The 13,675-nt window shown below is 59.5% G+C and carries 15 protein-coding genes and 1 pseudogene; 7 read left to right on the top strand and 9 right to left on the bottom strand.

The features are described 5' to 3' along the window. Positions 1-35: 35 nt before the first annotated feature. Positions 36-1,270, bottom strand: a pseudogene (locus ACP7BS_RS23420) (D-arabinono-1,4-lactone oxidase). Between the two features lie 22 nt (positions 1,271-1,292). After that, positions 1,293-2,060: an SDR family NAD(P)-dependent oxidoreductase gene (locus ACP7BS_RS23415; RefSeq protein ID WP_426240012.1), complete on the bottom strand. Its 768-nt coding sequence runs from the start codon at positions 2,058-2,060 to the stop codon at positions 1,293-1,295. A 105-nt stretch (positions 2,061-2,165) separates the two neighbouring features. Here ACP7BS_RS23415 and ACP7BS_RS23410 point away from each other — a divergent pair, with 105 nt between their 5' ends. Next, complete coding sequence (locus ACP7BS_RS23410; protein ID WP_426240011.1) at positions 2,166-2,975, top strand: helix-turn-helix domain-containing protein; 810 nt, start codon at positions 2,166-2,168, stop codon at positions 2,973-2,975. A 9-nt stretch (positions 2,976-2,984) separates the two neighbouring features. Here the strand turns inward: ACP7BS_RS23410 and ptsN are convergent, their stop codons facing one another. From ptsN to lptC, 6 genes are all read right to left on the bottom strand, one after another. After that, on the bottom strand, positions 2,985-3,449 hold the full coding sequence (gene ptsN, locus ACP7BS_RS23405) for a PTS IIA-like nitrogen regulatory protein PtsN (RefSeq protein ID WP_426231135.1): 465 nt from the start codon (positions 3,447-3,449) through the stop codon (positions 2,985-2,987). A 177-nt stretch (positions 3,450-3,626) separates the two neighbouring features. Further along, on the bottom strand, positions 3,627-4,202 hold the full coding sequence (gene hpf, locus ACP7BS_RS23400; RefSeq protein WP_060500852.1) for a ribosome hibernation-promoting factor, HPF/YfiA family: 576 nt from the start codon (positions 4,200-4,202) through the stop codon (positions 3,627-3,629). 293 nt (positions 4,203-4,495) lie between these two features. Then, positions 4,496-6,067 (bottom strand): RNA polymerase factor sigma-54, encoded by a 1,572-nt coding sequence (rpoN, locus tag ACP7BS_RS23395; RefSeq protein ID WP_426240010.1) that lies wholly within the window; start codon positions 6,065-6,067, stop codon positions 4,496-4,498. Positions 6,068-6,448: 381 nt separating this feature from the next. Further along, positions 6,449-7,258 (bottom strand): LPS export ABC transporter ATP-binding protein, encoded by an 810-nt coding sequence (gene lptB / locus ACP7BS_RS23390; protein WP_426124627.1) that lies wholly within the window; start codon positions 7,256-7,258, stop codon positions 6,449-6,451. A 13-nt stretch (positions 7,259-7,271) separates the two neighbouring features. Further along, entirely contained in the window at positions 7,272-7,832 is a 561-nt protein-coding gene (locus tag ACP7BS_RS23385) for an LptA/OstA family protein (protein ID WP_113313959.1), read from the bottom strand. Positions 7,833-7,847: 15 nt separating this feature from the next. Beyond that, complete coding sequence (lptC, locus tag ACP7BS_RS23380; RefSeq protein WP_426231137.1) at positions 7,848-8,516, bottom strand: LPS export ABC transporter periplasmic protein LptC; 669 nt, start codon at positions 8,514-8,516, stop codon at positions 7,848-7,850. A gap of 225 nt (positions 8,517-8,741) precedes the next feature. Here lptC and sppA point away from each other — a divergent pair, with 225 nt between their 5' ends. From sppA to ACP7BS_RS23365, 3 genes are all read left to right on the top strand, one after another. Beyond that, entirely contained in the window at positions 8,742-9,701 is a 960-nt protein-coding gene (sppA, locus tag ACP7BS_RS23375; protein ID WP_426240009.1) for a signal peptide peptidase SppA, read from the top strand. Between the two features lie 136 nt (positions 9,702-9,837). Further along, entirely contained in the window at positions 9,838-10,140 is a 303-nt protein-coding gene (locus ACP7BS_RS23370; RefSeq protein ID WP_037104485.1) for an integration host factor subunit beta, read from the top strand. Positions 10,141-10,196: 56 nt separating this feature from the next. Further along, on the top strand, positions 10,197-10,541 hold the full coding sequence (locus tag ACP7BS_RS23365) for a DUF1049 domain-containing protein (RefSeq protein ID WP_426231188.1): 345 nt from the start codon (positions 10,197-10,199) through the stop codon (positions 10,539-10,541). 21 nt (positions 10,542-10,562) lie between these two features. Here the strand turns inward: ACP7BS_RS23365 and ACP7BS_RS23360 are convergent, their stop codons facing one another. Further along, entirely contained in the window at positions 10,563-11,021 is a 459-nt protein-coding gene (locus ACP7BS_RS23360; RefSeq protein WP_426240008.1) for a CoxG family protein, read from the bottom strand. Positions 11,022-11,308: 287 nt separating this feature from the next. Between ACP7BS_RS23360 and ACP7BS_RS23355 the strand changes: the two genes are divergently transcribed. From ACP7BS_RS23355 to lspA, 3 genes are read left to right on the top strand one after another with little or no spacing between them, the layout of a single operon-like run. Continuing rightward, complete coding sequence (locus ACP7BS_RS23355; RefSeq protein WP_426240071.1) at positions 11,309-12,286, top strand: class I SAM-dependent methyltransferase; 978 nt, start codon at positions 11,309-11,311, stop codon at positions 12,284-12,286. Then, complete coding sequence (locus ACP7BS_RS23350) at positions 12,283-13,137, top strand: TrmH family RNA methyltransferase (protein ID WP_426240007.1); 855 nt, start codon at positions 12,283-12,285, stop codon at positions 13,135-13,137. The genes ACP7BS_RS23355 and ACP7BS_RS23350 overlap by 4 nt, the downstream gene beginning before the upstream one ends. Continuing rightward, the gene (gene lspA, locus ACP7BS_RS23345) at positions 13,137-13,625 is read left to right on the top strand and encodes a signal peptidase II (RefSeq protein WP_426240006.1); all 489 of its coding nucleotides are present in this window, start codon (positions 13,137-13,139) and stop codon (positions 13,623-13,625) included. The genes ACP7BS_RS23350 and lspA overlap by 1 nt, the downstream gene beginning before the upstream one ends. The last annotated feature ends 50 nt before the right edge of the window (positions 13,626-13,675 follow it).

The following is a 13,675-nucleotide window of genomic DNA, read 5'->3' as shown; positions in this document are numbered from 1 at the left end:
CATTTCCTAAGATTTTTCTCAGTGCAGGATTGGTCTCACCCAAATAGCTGCCTCAAATGATCGTTCAAAAACCGCCCCTCCGGATCGAGCTTGTTCCTCAGCGCCCGGAAATCCCCGGCGCGCGGATAGAGTGCCGTCACATCCTCGCTGCTCAAGAAATGCAGCTTGCCCCAGTGCGGGCGTGAGCCGAACTGGCGCAGGATATCGTCGACATCCTTCAGATAGTTCCAGTAGTCCGTGCCCGGCTGGCCCGAGACCGACAGCGTGATCGAATCCTGTTCGAAGAACGGGCTGATCCAACCGCCATCGCCGGCGGTGAAGCGGTATTCGATCGGATAGATGCAGGTCGGTGTTTCTCCAGCATCAGCTTGCGCACCTCGGTGCAGGCCTGCTTGCCGTATTTGACCGGCACGGCATATTCCAGCTCGTGGAAGTTCGGAACGTATTCGATCGGATAGATTTCCGAGGAATAGGCGATCTTTTCGAACGCGCTTTCCATCGGCGGCGCATCGGTGATGTCTATCGTCTTCATCTCGCAGACGTCAGACAGGCTTGTGGTGGTCGAGACCGAGGATGTATCCGGCAGGCAGTAGCAGTGGCGGCTCTCTGGCACGGGGCACCAGAAGAAGCCGAAATGGCGGTGGTTGGCAGCCAGATCGTCGTGTTGCTCCATGCATTCGTCGAAGGTGCAGCGCCACAGCTTCTCATGCAGATTGTAGCTGTCCATCACCTGTAGTGTGATTTCGGAGATGACGCCGAGCATGCCGATGGAAACGCGGGCGGCGTTCAGCATGTCCGGCTCGCTATCATCGATGGCGAGAATGCTGCCGTCCGGCTGCACCAGCCGCATGCCGACGATCTGCGAAGCCATGTTGCCAAGTGTAAGGCCGGTGCCGTGCGTGCCGGTTGTCAGCGCGCCTGCCAGCGCCTGGCTGTCGATATCGCCCTGGTTGATCATCGAAAGCCCGCTGCGCTTCAAGGCCTTGCCGAGCGTATTGATCGTCGTGCCGGCATGGACGGAAACGCGCTTGCGCGCCGTGTCGATATGGCTGATGCCCTGCAGGCCGGACAGCGTCAGGTGCAGTCCGCTGGTCAGCGCCACCGGCGTGAACGAATGCCCTGAGCCGGCGCAGCGCACGTTCAGCCCGTTCGAGGTTGCCTCGCGCACCATATCCGCCAGAGCCGCCTCGCTGTCCGGCGCCCCCCGGTGCCGGACGATGCACGATTGATTCCCCACCCAGTTGCGCCAGTGGCCGCCTGATTCCATCATGGTTCGTTCTCCCCTTTGTTCTTCACATCGCCGTAAAACAATTATCGACGAACAGATGTGTGCCGTTGACGAAGCTGGATTCATCGCTCGCCAGGAACAGGGCAGCCTGCGCCACCTCCATCGGATCGCACATCCGCCCCTGCTGGGCGGCGATTGCTGCGTCGGAAACATCGACGCCATATTTGGCAAGGCCGACCAGTTCACGCTTGCCGTGGTCGGTGGCAATGAAGCCGGGGCAGACGGCGTTGGAGCGGATGCCACGGTCGCGGAACTCCACCGCAATCGCCCGGGCAAACATGTGGCAGGCACCCTTGGTCGTATCGTAGAGCACTTCCATCGGGGTCGCGGCGACGGCGGAGATCGACGAGGTCGAGACAATACTGCCGCCGCCGGCGGCCAGCATGCCGGGCAGCACGGCTTTGGTCATCAGGAACATCGAGCGCACGTTGACGGCCATCAGCCGGTCCCACTCGTCTTCTTCCGTTTCCAGAAACGGTCCAACGGCCAGGATGCCGGCATGATTGAAGAGAACGGTGATCGCGCCGAACGCATCTTCCACGGCCTTGACGGCCGCTTTGACCTCGGAAGAAACCGACACGTCCGCCGGTGTAAAGAAAGCCTGTCCGCCCTCGGCGCGGATCTGGGCAGCGACCTCTTCACCCTTGCTGCGGGGAAGATCAACGATCCCAACGCGGGCGCCTTCGCGGGCAAACAGCTGGGAAGCGGCAAGGCCACATCCGCCGGCACCTCCACTGATCAACGCGGTCTTTCCGGATAGTCTGCCTGCCATCGCCGTTCTCCTCGTGATTTTGCTTTCCAAGGATTATTGTTGACGCAATGGGGGCTGTCGATATCCCATAAGGGATAGATCGCCCGAAGAATGAGGTGCCGCCTTTTGCTGCCAGAGGAATCCCGCCAGATCGCTGTGCTGATAGATGGTCTCTCGACGCCGGGGTTCGGCGCGGCGCTCGATGCGATGCTGCGCCGGGCGGCGGCGTTCGATCTGTCCGGTGTCTTCGTCTTTCCCTATGATGCACGGCCGCTGCTTCTGCATGACGGCTACACCCGGCATGTGGCGCCGCAGGCCTGGGCCGCCTATCTCGGCGGCGCGTATCTGCTCGACCCCTTCTATGTCGCCTGCAACAACCGCCATCCGGCCGGGCTATGGCGGATGCGCGATCTGGCGCCGGATGATTTCTTCGACACGCAGTTCAGCACGTCACGTGAGGTCCATCCGTGTGTTTCGACGCAATCGGGGTCGCTGGTCGAGGAGGTCGGATTTCTGGTGCCGCTGGAGGGCGGCGTCACCGCCACCTATTCGCTGATGCGTGTGAAGGGCCATCTGGGTTTCAGCGATAGGGAACTGGACAACTTGCGCGCCTACGAGCCGATCGTCCAGGCGGCGATCCGTGCGAGCTGGCGGCAGGTGGCAAAAAGGCCGGTGCATGCACAGGCTGGGCGGGATGACCTGATGGAGGAGGCGTTCGAAAAACTCTGCGCCGAGCGGCTGACGCTGCAGCAGCGCAATATCGTTCGGCTTATCCTGCGCGGGCACAGCAATGGCTCGATCGGGCAGAGCATGGGTATTTCGGAAGGCACGGTGCGCATCCACCGGAAGAACATCTACAAGCGCCTGGCCATTTCCAGCCAGGCAGAGCTGTTTCGCATCTTCATCGATCACCTCAATCAGCATAACCTGTACTGAGGCGACATATCAGGCCGCGTTGGAAGCCTGATCGTCGCTGAGGAAGGCGTAGATGGCGGATGCGGAATCCGTTGCGCGCAGCCGGGCGACCATGTCCGGGTCGCGCAGCACGCGTGCAATCCGCGACAACGCCTTCAGATGATCGGCACCGGCGCCTTCCGGCGCGAGCAGCAGGAAGACCAGATCAACCGGCTGGTCGTCCAGCGCTTCGAAATCGACCGGCGATTCCAGACGCGCAAAAATGCCGACGATCGACGACAGATGGCCAAGCTTGCCATGCGGTATGGCAATGCCATTGCCGACACCGGTGGAGCCCAGTCGTTCGCGCTGAAGGATGACGTCGAAAATTTCACGTTCGGGTAGATCAGTGATCTTGGATGCTTTTGCCGCCAATTCCTGAAGCAACTGCTTCTTCGAATTGGCCTTCATGGCCGGAAGTATCGCATTCTGCTGCAGCAAGCCTGCCAATGCCATTCTTTTGTCCTCGTTCGCAGGTAGAAACCGCATCGCCCGGCAAAATGCCGGACGGCGGTCCCCATCCATCTTTCTCTCGGCGCTTTACCGGCGGACCGTCAACGGTCTTCCATGCGTAAACCACCAGAAAAAAGTAGACCGTCCCGCGCCGGCTGACCGGCCCGGGACATCATCCACTTAGCTCTTTATATTGGCTGCGTCGATCCAGCCAATGTTTCCATCGTTGCGTCGATAGACGATATTCAACTGTTCATTGCCAGGACTACGGAACATCAGAACGGGATCGTCCGTCATGTCGAGCGCCATGACGGCGTTTGCGACAGACATCGTCTTCAGTTGTTTTGAACTTTCCGCCACGATCGTCGGTGCATAATTGTCCGGAAGCTCATCGTCTTCGTCGGGCACTGAATCCATCACGGTGTAGGCTACTTCAGCAAATCCAGCATGGCCATTGCCATTGTGGTGGTCCTTAAGCTTCCGCTTGTAACGGCGGATGCGCTTGGCAATCCGTTCCGACGCCGCATCAAATGCAGCTTGCGGGTCGTTCGCTTCGCCGCTCGCCTGCAAGGCAGCACCAGAATCGAGGTGTATCTTGCAATCGGCGCTGAAGCGGGATCCAGACTTTTCCACAGTGACTTGGCTTGAATATCCTCCGTCAAAATATTTGGTTACGGCTTGTTCTATCTGATCTTCGATCCGCAGACGAAACGTTTCGCCGATTTCCATATGTTTACCGGATACACGCACACTCATGGAGTTTCCTCTCTTTTCGTGATTTGCGTAGCCAGTCTATTCCAACCGCATCCGTCATCCAAGCACTTCACGCACGCAAAACAAATTTGCGTCAGAACGGCCTGGATTTGGAGGGATATGCTTAAGCAGGCTCTATGCCCGTACTCATTGCGGCCGCCTCATACTACCGGTTGTTGGTTGAGTCAACGAAACAGTTAAGAAAATAAGAATTCGAGGTCGAAAGGCCGTTGATTGCCGGGATATCGGGGATAAATATGGGCAATTGACGGGTTGTGTTCAAGCGATGCAAACGGTCAGGCGGAAACCTTGGCCATCGCCTTTTTCTCTCTTCGGCGCTGAACGGAGGAGGCGATGTTCATCGCTTCGCGGTATTTCGCCACAGTCCTGCGGGCAATATCGACGCCTCCTTTTTTCAGGAGATCGACGATATCGTCATCCGAAAGGACAGCCTCGGGGCTTTCCAGCACGATCATGTTGCGGATGCGATGACGCACGGATTCCGCCGAGTGGCTGTCGCCGCCTTCTGCCGATCCGATCGAGACGGTGAAGAAATATTTCAGCTCGAACAGCCCGCGCGGCGTCAGCATGTATTTGTTCGAGGTCACGCGGCTGACGGTCGATTCGTGCATCTTGATGGCATCGGCGACGGTCTTGAGGTTTAGCGGCCGCAGATGATCGACGCCGTTGATCAGGAAGGCATCCTGCTGGCGCACGATCTCGGTCGCCACTTTCATGATCGTCTTGGCGCGCTGGTCGAGGCTGCGGGTCAGCCAGTTGGCAGTCTGCAGGCAGTCGGTCAGGAAGGCATGGTCAGCGCTGTTCTTCGGCGCGTGACGGGAGACCGTGGCGTAATAGGTCTGATTGACGAGAACGCGCGGCAGCGCGTCGGGATTGAGTTCCACCGCCCAGCTGCCGTCCTGCGCCGGACGCACGACGATATCCGGCATGATCGCCTCCGAAGGGCTTGCCTCGAAACCGGTGCCGGGCTTGGGGTCGAGCTTGCGGATTTCGGCAAGCATATCGAGGAGATCTTCCTCATCGACGCCGCAGATCCGCTTCAGGCTGGTAAAGTCACGCCGCGCCAGCAGTTCCAGATTGTCGAGCAATGCCGCCATGGCTGGGTCAAGCCGGTCGCGCGCTCTCAGCTGAATGGCCAGGCATTCGCTGAGGGTGCGGGCAAAGACGCCCGGTGGGTCCAACTGCTGCAGGCTGTCCAGCACCCGCGCTACGTCCGCTGTTGCACAGCCAAGACGTTCGGCCATTTCCACGATGTCGGCATGCAGGTAGCCGGCTTCGTCAAGCTGATCGATCAGGTGTTGGGCGATCAGCAGGTCAGCGGCGCCATGCACACTGAAAGGAACCTGCTCGTTGAGGAAATCGCGCAGCGTCACGCGGTTGGCGACGAAGTCGTCGAGGTCGTAACCGTCGCTGTTCTCCCCGCCGCCGCCGGGCATTGATTTCCACTGGCTCAGCAGTTCCGGCGCATCGGCGCGCTGCGGTGCCGTGTCGTCTGGAAAGACATTTTCGAAATTGGCATCGAGCTGTTCGCTCATCCGTTCGCCGGTCGCAGACGTCGCGCTGTCGTAAACGTCGCCCAGCGGATCGAATGTCGTGGCCTCTGCGTTGTCCCGGTCGCTACGTTCGTCCTGGGTGATATGCAGATCGTCCTTGCCGTGCCGGTCGCCTCCAGTAGGCCCGTCGTCATTGGCCGCGAATTCCAGCAGGGGGTTTTTCTCGACTTCCAGCTCGATGAACTGGTTCAATTCGAAATGCGTCATCTGCAGCAGCTGGATCGACTGCATCAGTTGCGGCGTCATGGCCAGTGTCTGGCTTTGACGCAGGAAGAGGCTGGCTGAAAGTGCCATTCTGACGCAAAACTCCCCTTGATGATCGGAGCCGGCACCCATTTTTTGAGGGGTAAAAATGCCAGTTCGTCAACTGGCCCAAAAATTGCTTATTAATGTGGTTTGGTCAAGCGGCGGCGGGAAATAAGGTGAACGCCGCGCATTTTGTGTGCAAGGGTCGTCTAATGTGATCGGCGCCGTGCAAATCGAGGCTGAACAGCAATCGTCACTGCGGAATGTTAAGGCCCATCGCCCAGCATGGAAATAATACCGCGTTGCAACATTTCAGGGCTCCGAAAATTCGCGTAATTCCTGTTGCCGGTCAAGAGGAAGCGGTCACGAAAGCGGCAGGATTTTGCCCGCCGCCGCCGGTCTCGTTCCCTAACCGCTGGAACGCGGGCTTTAAAGGCTGAAATTGTCGCCGAGATAGAGGCGGCGGACGTCCGGGTTGGTGACGATATCGTTGGCCCGTCCATGTGTCAGCACTTCGCCGGCATGGATGATATAGGCACGGTCGATCAGGCCGAGTGTTTCCCGGACATTGTGGTCGGTGATCAGGACGCCGATGCCGCGCGAGGTCAGATGCCGCACCAGGGCCTGGATATCGGCAACCGAAATCGGATCGACGCCCGCAAAGGGTTCGTCGAGAAGCATGAAGGTGGGGTCGGTTGCCAGCGCGCGGGCAATTTCCAGGCGCCGCCGCTCGCCGCCGGAAAGTGCTACGGCCGGCGATTTGCGTAAGTGCGAAATGTTGAACTCGTTGAGGAGTTCGTTGAGCTTGCTTTCGCGCCGCTCGCGATTCTTGTCGTGCACCTCAAGGACTGCGCGAATGTTGTCTTCGACGGTCAGGCCGCGAAAGATCGAAGCTTCCTGCGGCAGATAGCCGACGCCGAGGCGGGCGCGGCGATACATCGGCATCGACGTGACATCATTGCCGTTGATCTCGATAGAGCCCTCATCAACCGGTACAAGGCCGGTGATCATGTAAAAACAGGTCGTCTTGCCGGCGCCGTTGGGCCCAAGCAGGCCGACGGCTTCGCCGCGGCGGACCACAAGCGACACACCGTCCACGACCCGGCGCCCACGATAGGCCTTCGTCAAGCCGCGCGCGATCAGCGTGCCCTCATAGCGCGCCTTGTCGACGGCGCGGGCAGGCGCGGCGGCTTCAGGTTTGGCGCCCCGTTTGCGTTTGTGAAGAAAGGGAATGTTCACGTGGGCGTCTGCATCAATTCGTTTTCTGGGACTTCGGGTCGAGCTGAATCTGGACGCGGCCGCCGCAGGCTTCGAGCTGTGCCTCGCCGGTATCCATCTGGACGTTCAACTGGCAGCCGCTAAAGACGTTCTTGCCTTCCGACAGAACGACCTGTTTGCCCTTCAGCACCAGCGTCTGCGCCGTCATGTTGAATTCGCCGGTGTCTGCGGTCGCCTGCTGCGTTCCCGATTGCAGGAATACCTTCTGATCGACTTCGATACGATCGATCTCGGCATTGCCGCCGGAAATCGAGCCGCCGCCCTTTTTGTAGAACACCACCATTTTGCCGGCCTGCAGCGTCGTCGTTCCCTGAACGACCTTCACATTGCCGGTGAACATGGCCTTGCTTTCCGCGTCCTTGATTTCCAGCTTGTCGCTTTCGATCTGGATCGGTTCATCGTTGGAAAGCTGCATGCCCTTCATCTTGCTCGTCGTCGCCTGGGCGGCGGCAGGAGAAAGGGAAGCGCTGGCAAAAAGGCTCAAGAGAATAACTGTTCCGGCAAGCCGAAAGGAAAAGGCTGAAGTGGCCGACATATGTGCCCCGGTTTTCTAGTTGGCGGTTTTACGGATGGTTTTGGGATCGACGATGACCTTCACCATGCCTTCAAATGTAACAATGCGTCCCTTATCCGTCATTCTCAGCGACTGTGCAACAATGGAACCGCCCTTCATGCTGATTGCAATCGGCTTCTTTGTTTCCATTTCGCCGGCATTGATATCGAGATAGGCCGCTTCGAAATCGGCGATCAGGCCATTGTTCATGGTAATGCTGAAGGGCGCGTTCATATCCAGCGTATTGCGTCCGCGGTCATAGATGCCGCTGATCGCCTCGACTGTGGCCATCAGCGTGTCATTGACGGGCATTTCCGCATGGATCGTCTCAAGGGTGATGATGTCGGGATTGGCGATATCCTGCAGCGCCCGTTTCGCCTTCATCGAATAGCTGATGTCCTGCTTGTTGCGTCCGGAAATCGCTGGATTTTGCATGACGATCTTGCCGTTCTCGATCGTCGCGTTCTCGATCGTCAGGTTCTCCGGCAGGAAAGCGCGGACTACCGACACGGCCACGAAAACGGCGCCGATCAAAACGGCAACGAGTGGGAGGATGATCTTCAGCCGCTTGACCCGGCGAGAATGGCGCGCCGCGACCGAATAGGCGTCGGCCAAGGTCGGCCCCGAATGCGGCAGGGCGCCGGAAAACTGCACTTCATTCAGCATGAAATAAATCCGTTATTTAAAATACATCCCGGCGCAAAGGCGCGTGCGCCGTGCGTTCCAGGTGATGTGAGTGAGCGCGAATATGGAGATTTTTTTGTTCCACGACAATGGAGGCGCGAATTTTGTTCAAACCGGGTTACAACGCGGCCGCGCTGACGCTATTGAATTATGCGTTTCGTTGAAGGGGCGACGTTCCCCCAATACCCCTGAACAGGAGGAAAGATCATGGATCAGCTTGCCATCGCCGACCGGCGCCAACTTCGGCGAAAGCTCGGTTTCTGGCGGCTTGTATCCATTGCTCTTGTGCTCTGCGCTGGCATGGCTGCCTATTTCTATTCCGGCGCGGGCCCGATAAGCGGCCTCGGCCAGCCGCATATCGCCCGTGTCGATATTTCCGGCATCATCCAGGACGACCGCGAACTGCTGGAGCGGCTGGACACGATCGCCGAGACCGACGCGATCAAGGCGCTTGTCGTCACCATTTCCTCGCCGGGCGGCACCACCTATGGCGGCGAAGTGCTGTTCAAGGCCATCCGCAAGGTCGCGGCGAAGAAACCGGTTGTTTCCGACGTGCGGACCCTGGCCGCCTCTGCGGGCTATATGATTGCGCTTGCCGGCGACCGTATCGTGGCGGGGGACAGCTCGATCACCGGCTCCATCGGCGTGATCTTCCAGTATCCGCAGTTCAAGACCTTGATGGACAAGATCGGCGTCTCGCTTGAGGAAATCAAATCCGCGCCTCTCAAGGCAGAGCCGTCGCCGTTCCATCCACCGAGCGACGACGCCAAGGCGGTGATCCAGGCGATGATCGATGACAGCTTCAACTGGTTCGTCGATCTGGTCGCCGACCGGCGGAAATTGCCGCGCGACGAGGCGCTCAAGCTTGCTGATGGACGCATCTTTACCGGCCGCCAGGCGCTGAAGCTCAAACTGATCGACGAACTTGGCGGCGATGACGAGATCCGCGCCTACCTCGATAGCCGCAAGGTTGGCATGGGACTGGAGGTTATCGATTGGAAGGCGCCGAGTTCGTCCTTGCCGTTCGGGCTGGGATCTGCTGCCGTCGCTCTGGTCAAATCCTTGGGATATGACGCTTTTCCGGGTTTTGGCGCGCTCGAAAGTTTGGGCCGGGACAAGTTGTTTCTTGACGGTCTGGTTTCCGTTTGGCAGGTTGGCGGCGACTGAAAAGACGCGACGGTCTTTTGTATGCTGTTTTAGAAAGATTGAAAATTGCATGCAAGCCTGCACAAGAGGTGGACAAGGCCGTCGGATGGGCTTAACGCTTTAAGATCACACGGAAATTCACAACAGGGGGGCGACAGTGATCAAGTCAGAACTGGTGCAGATTGTTGCGGCGCGCAACCCGCATCTCTATCACCGTGACGTCGAAAATATCGTCAATGCGGTTCTCGATGAGATCACAGATGCCCTGGCGGGCGGAAACCGGGTCGAATTGCGCGGTTTTGGCGCGTTTTCGGTGAAAAACCGGCCCTCGCGGTCCGGCCGCAACCCGCGGACCGGCGACAGTGTATTCGTCGAGGAAAAATGGGTTCCCTTCTTCAAGACCGGCAAGGAATTGCGCGAGCGCCTTAATCCTGGCGCCGATGACGAAGATGATGAATGAGACGTCCGCCCGGTACTGATAGCGCCGGGCAGGCGGCATGACGGAGACACGGAATGATGATGAAGAAGCTGTTGAATATCGTGGTGCTGGTTCCGGTCGCGATCATCCTGATCGTGCTTTCGGTCGCCAACCGGCAGACGGTGACGTTGGCGCTCAACCCGTTCAATCCCACCGACAGCGTCCTGTCGGCCTCGGCCCCCTTCTTCGTCTTCCTGTTTCTCGCGGTGATCTTCGGCATGGTCGTCGGATCGCTGACCACCTGGTTCACGCAGGGAAAATACCGCAAGCGGGCCCGCAACGAGGCGCATGAAGCGGTCAAATGGCACGCGGAAGCCGAAAAGCACCGCACCCGCGCCGAAACCATCGCCTCGCAGACGCTGCTTCCGGCTTCGTCGAAATAATGGCTGGCATGCGGTCGCCGTTCAGGCTTCCCGCATCGCCTTTGCACGCGCCGCATCGCTGAAATCCGAAAAAAACCTCGCCGCATGCTTGCTGGCGCTCGAGCCGACAAGCCGCGATCCCAGATGCGCCAGCTTGCCGCCGATCTCGGCTGTGGCATCGTACGCAAGAATAGTCTCTTCGCCATCAGCCGTGAGCGTCACATCGGCGCGGCCTTTTGCCAGCCCGGCGATGCCGCCGGCACTTTCTCCGCTCAGCGTGTAACTGTGCGGCGCATCGATATTCGACAGCGTCATATTGCCGGAAAAGGTCATCGGGATCGGTCCGATCCTGACCTTGAGCGTCGCGGTGAAGTCTGTCGCCGATTGGCGGTCGATGGCCGTGCAGCCGGGGATGCAACCTTTAAGGACATCAGGATCGTTGAGCGCCGCCCAGACGAGGTCGCGGGGTGCCGCGATGCGTTCTTCGCCCTTCATTTCCATTGGCATTCTCTCCTTACCGCTGCGGCACGATTGTATCTCAGATAGGAAACAGCTTTGCCAAGAGAAAGAGCGGTGCTATTTGCAGCTTTTGAACCCCAGCAGCTGACGGACGAAACGGCGTGAAAGATAAAGATAAACGGCCAAAGGGCAAAGCCGCACCGGCAACGTCGTCGCGCGGCGTGCAGGGCCGTGCCGTGCAGGCACCGGTTAGCCGGCCGCACCACTCCAAGCCCCATGCTCCGCGAAGCGCCGACGGCCGGCCAGCGGCCAAGGCTGCACCGGAAAAGATGGCGCCGAAGCCGGCTGCATCCGAGCCCGCGCCGCGCGCCGAGGTGCGCATCCGCACCGGCGACAGGCCGGACGAACGCATTCCGATCATTCTGGAGACCAAGGGTGCGCGCGACTATCACCTGATCGACAGCGGTGACGGCCTCAAGCTTGAACAATATGGCCCTTACCGGATCGTCCGCCCCGAAGCGCAGGCGCTCTGGCCGAAGACGCTGCCCGCGCATGTCTGGGAGAACGCCGATTCGATTTTCACCGGCGATACCGATGAAGACGGCATGGGGCGCTGGCGCTTCCCGAGGCAGGCGCTTGGCGAGACCTGGCCGATGCAGATTCTCGATGCCGAATTCTACGGCCGCTTCACTGCGTTTCGCCATGTCGGCGTCTTTCCGGAACAGCTGGCGCACTGGAGCTGGATGAAGGATCAGATCGAAACCGCCGGCCGGCCGCTGAAAGTGCTCAACCTGTTCGGTTATACCGGTGTCGCCTCGCTGATCGCGGCAAAGGCGGGCGCTGAGGTCACCCATGTCGATGCCTCCAAGAAGGCGATCGGTTGGGCACGCGAAAACCAGGCGCTGGGACGCGCCGACCATCTGCCGATCCGCTGGATCTGCGAAGACGCGATGAAATTCATCCAACGCGAGGAACGCCGTGGCAGCCGCTACGACATCATCCTCACCGATCCGCCGAAATTCGGCCGTGGACCCAATGGGGAGGTCTGGCAGCTCTTCGATCACCTCGCCTTGATGCTGGACATCTGCCGCGAAATCCTGTCGCCGGATGCCAGGGGTCTGGTGCTTACGGCCTATTCGATCCGCGCGAGCTTCTATTCCATCCACGAGCTGATGCGCGAGACGATGCGGGGACGCGGCGGCGCGGTGGAATCGGGCGAACTGATCCTGCGCGAAGGCGGCCTTGACGGCAACGAGCCGGGCCGCGCGCTGTCCACCTCTCTCTTTTCCCGTTGGGTGCCGAAATGAACGACTACAATCAGGGACCCCGGCGCGTTGGCCAGGTCAAGGAAGTCACCAGTCTTGCCAACCCGATCATCAAGGATATCAAGGCACTGGCCAACAAGAAGGAGCGCGACGAAACCCGTTCCTTCATCGCCGAAGGCCTGAAGCTGGTCATCGATGCGCTGGACCTCGGCTGGACCATCAAGACGCTGGTCTATGCCAAGGCTGCCAAGGGCAAGACACAGGTCGAACAGGTGGCGCTGAAGACGGTCGCCACCGGCGGGCTCGTGCTTGAAGTCAGCGAGAAGGTGCTGTCCGCGATCACCCGCCGCGACAATCCGCAGATGGTCGTCGGCGTCTTCGAACAGCGCTATGCCCATCTGCGCGACGTGAAGCCGGCGCTGGGTGAAACCTATGTTGCGCTCGACCGTGTCCGCGATCCCGGCAATTTAGGCACCATCATCCGCACGGCCGATGCGGCTGGTGCATCCGGCGTCATCCTTATCGGCGAGACCACCGATCCGTTTTCGCTGGAAACGGTGCGCGCTACCATGGGCTCGGTCTTCGCCATGCCGCTCATGCGCGCCACTGTCGCCGAGTTCGTCAAATGGCAGAAGGCCGCCGGTGTGCAGCTTGCCGCCACCCACCTGGCCGGTGCCGTCGACTATCGCACCATCGACTATCGCAAGAAGCCGGTGGTTCTGCTGATGGGCAATGAACAAGCCGGTCTACCCGAAGAACTTGCCAGGGAAGCGACGGCGCTTGCCCGCATTCCCCAGCAGGGCCGGGCCGATTCCCTTAATTTGGCCATCGCCACCGGCATCATGCTGTTTGAGGCTCGCCGCCATCTGCTGACGCTGGACGATAGAACCTGATGCAAAAGACTGCCCTTTTTTCGCGCCCCATCCCCATCGCCATTCTCATCGTTGTTGCCGTCCTGCTCGACCAGGCGATCAAGGCAGCCGTCGAGTTTTGGTTGCCCTACGGCGAAAGCGTTGCTGTCCTGCCGTTCCTCGCTCTGCACCGTGTCTACAATTACGGCGTCGCCTTTTCGCTTTTTTCGGGCGTCGAGCGCTGGGCCATCATCGGCTTGAGGATTGTCGTCGTGGCATTCGTCATCTGGCTCTGGCGCAAGACGCCGGCGGATCGTTTCCTGACGCATCTCGGCTACGCTTTGATCATCGCCGGCGCCATCGGCAATGTGATCGATGGCCTGGTCTTTGGCTATGTCATCGACTACGTGCTGTTTCACCTGCCGACATGGTCCTTTGCCGTCTTCAACCTTGCCGACAGCTTCATCACGATCGGTGCCGGTTTGATCATTCTCGACGAACTCCTGCACATGAAAAAGCAGGATCGCTAAAATCTTAGAGACCGGCTGAAGCCAATCAAAACGCTTGCCGTGCTAGGGCA

The organism is Pararhizobium sp. DWP1-1-3 (assembly GCF_049896125.1).
GTDB lineage: Bacteria > Pseudomonadota > Alphaproteobacteria > Rhizobiales > Rhizobiaceae > Pararhizobium.
The sequence above is the reverse complement of the archived record's forward strand: the minus strand, read 5'-3'. Positions and strand labels throughout refer to the sequence as shown.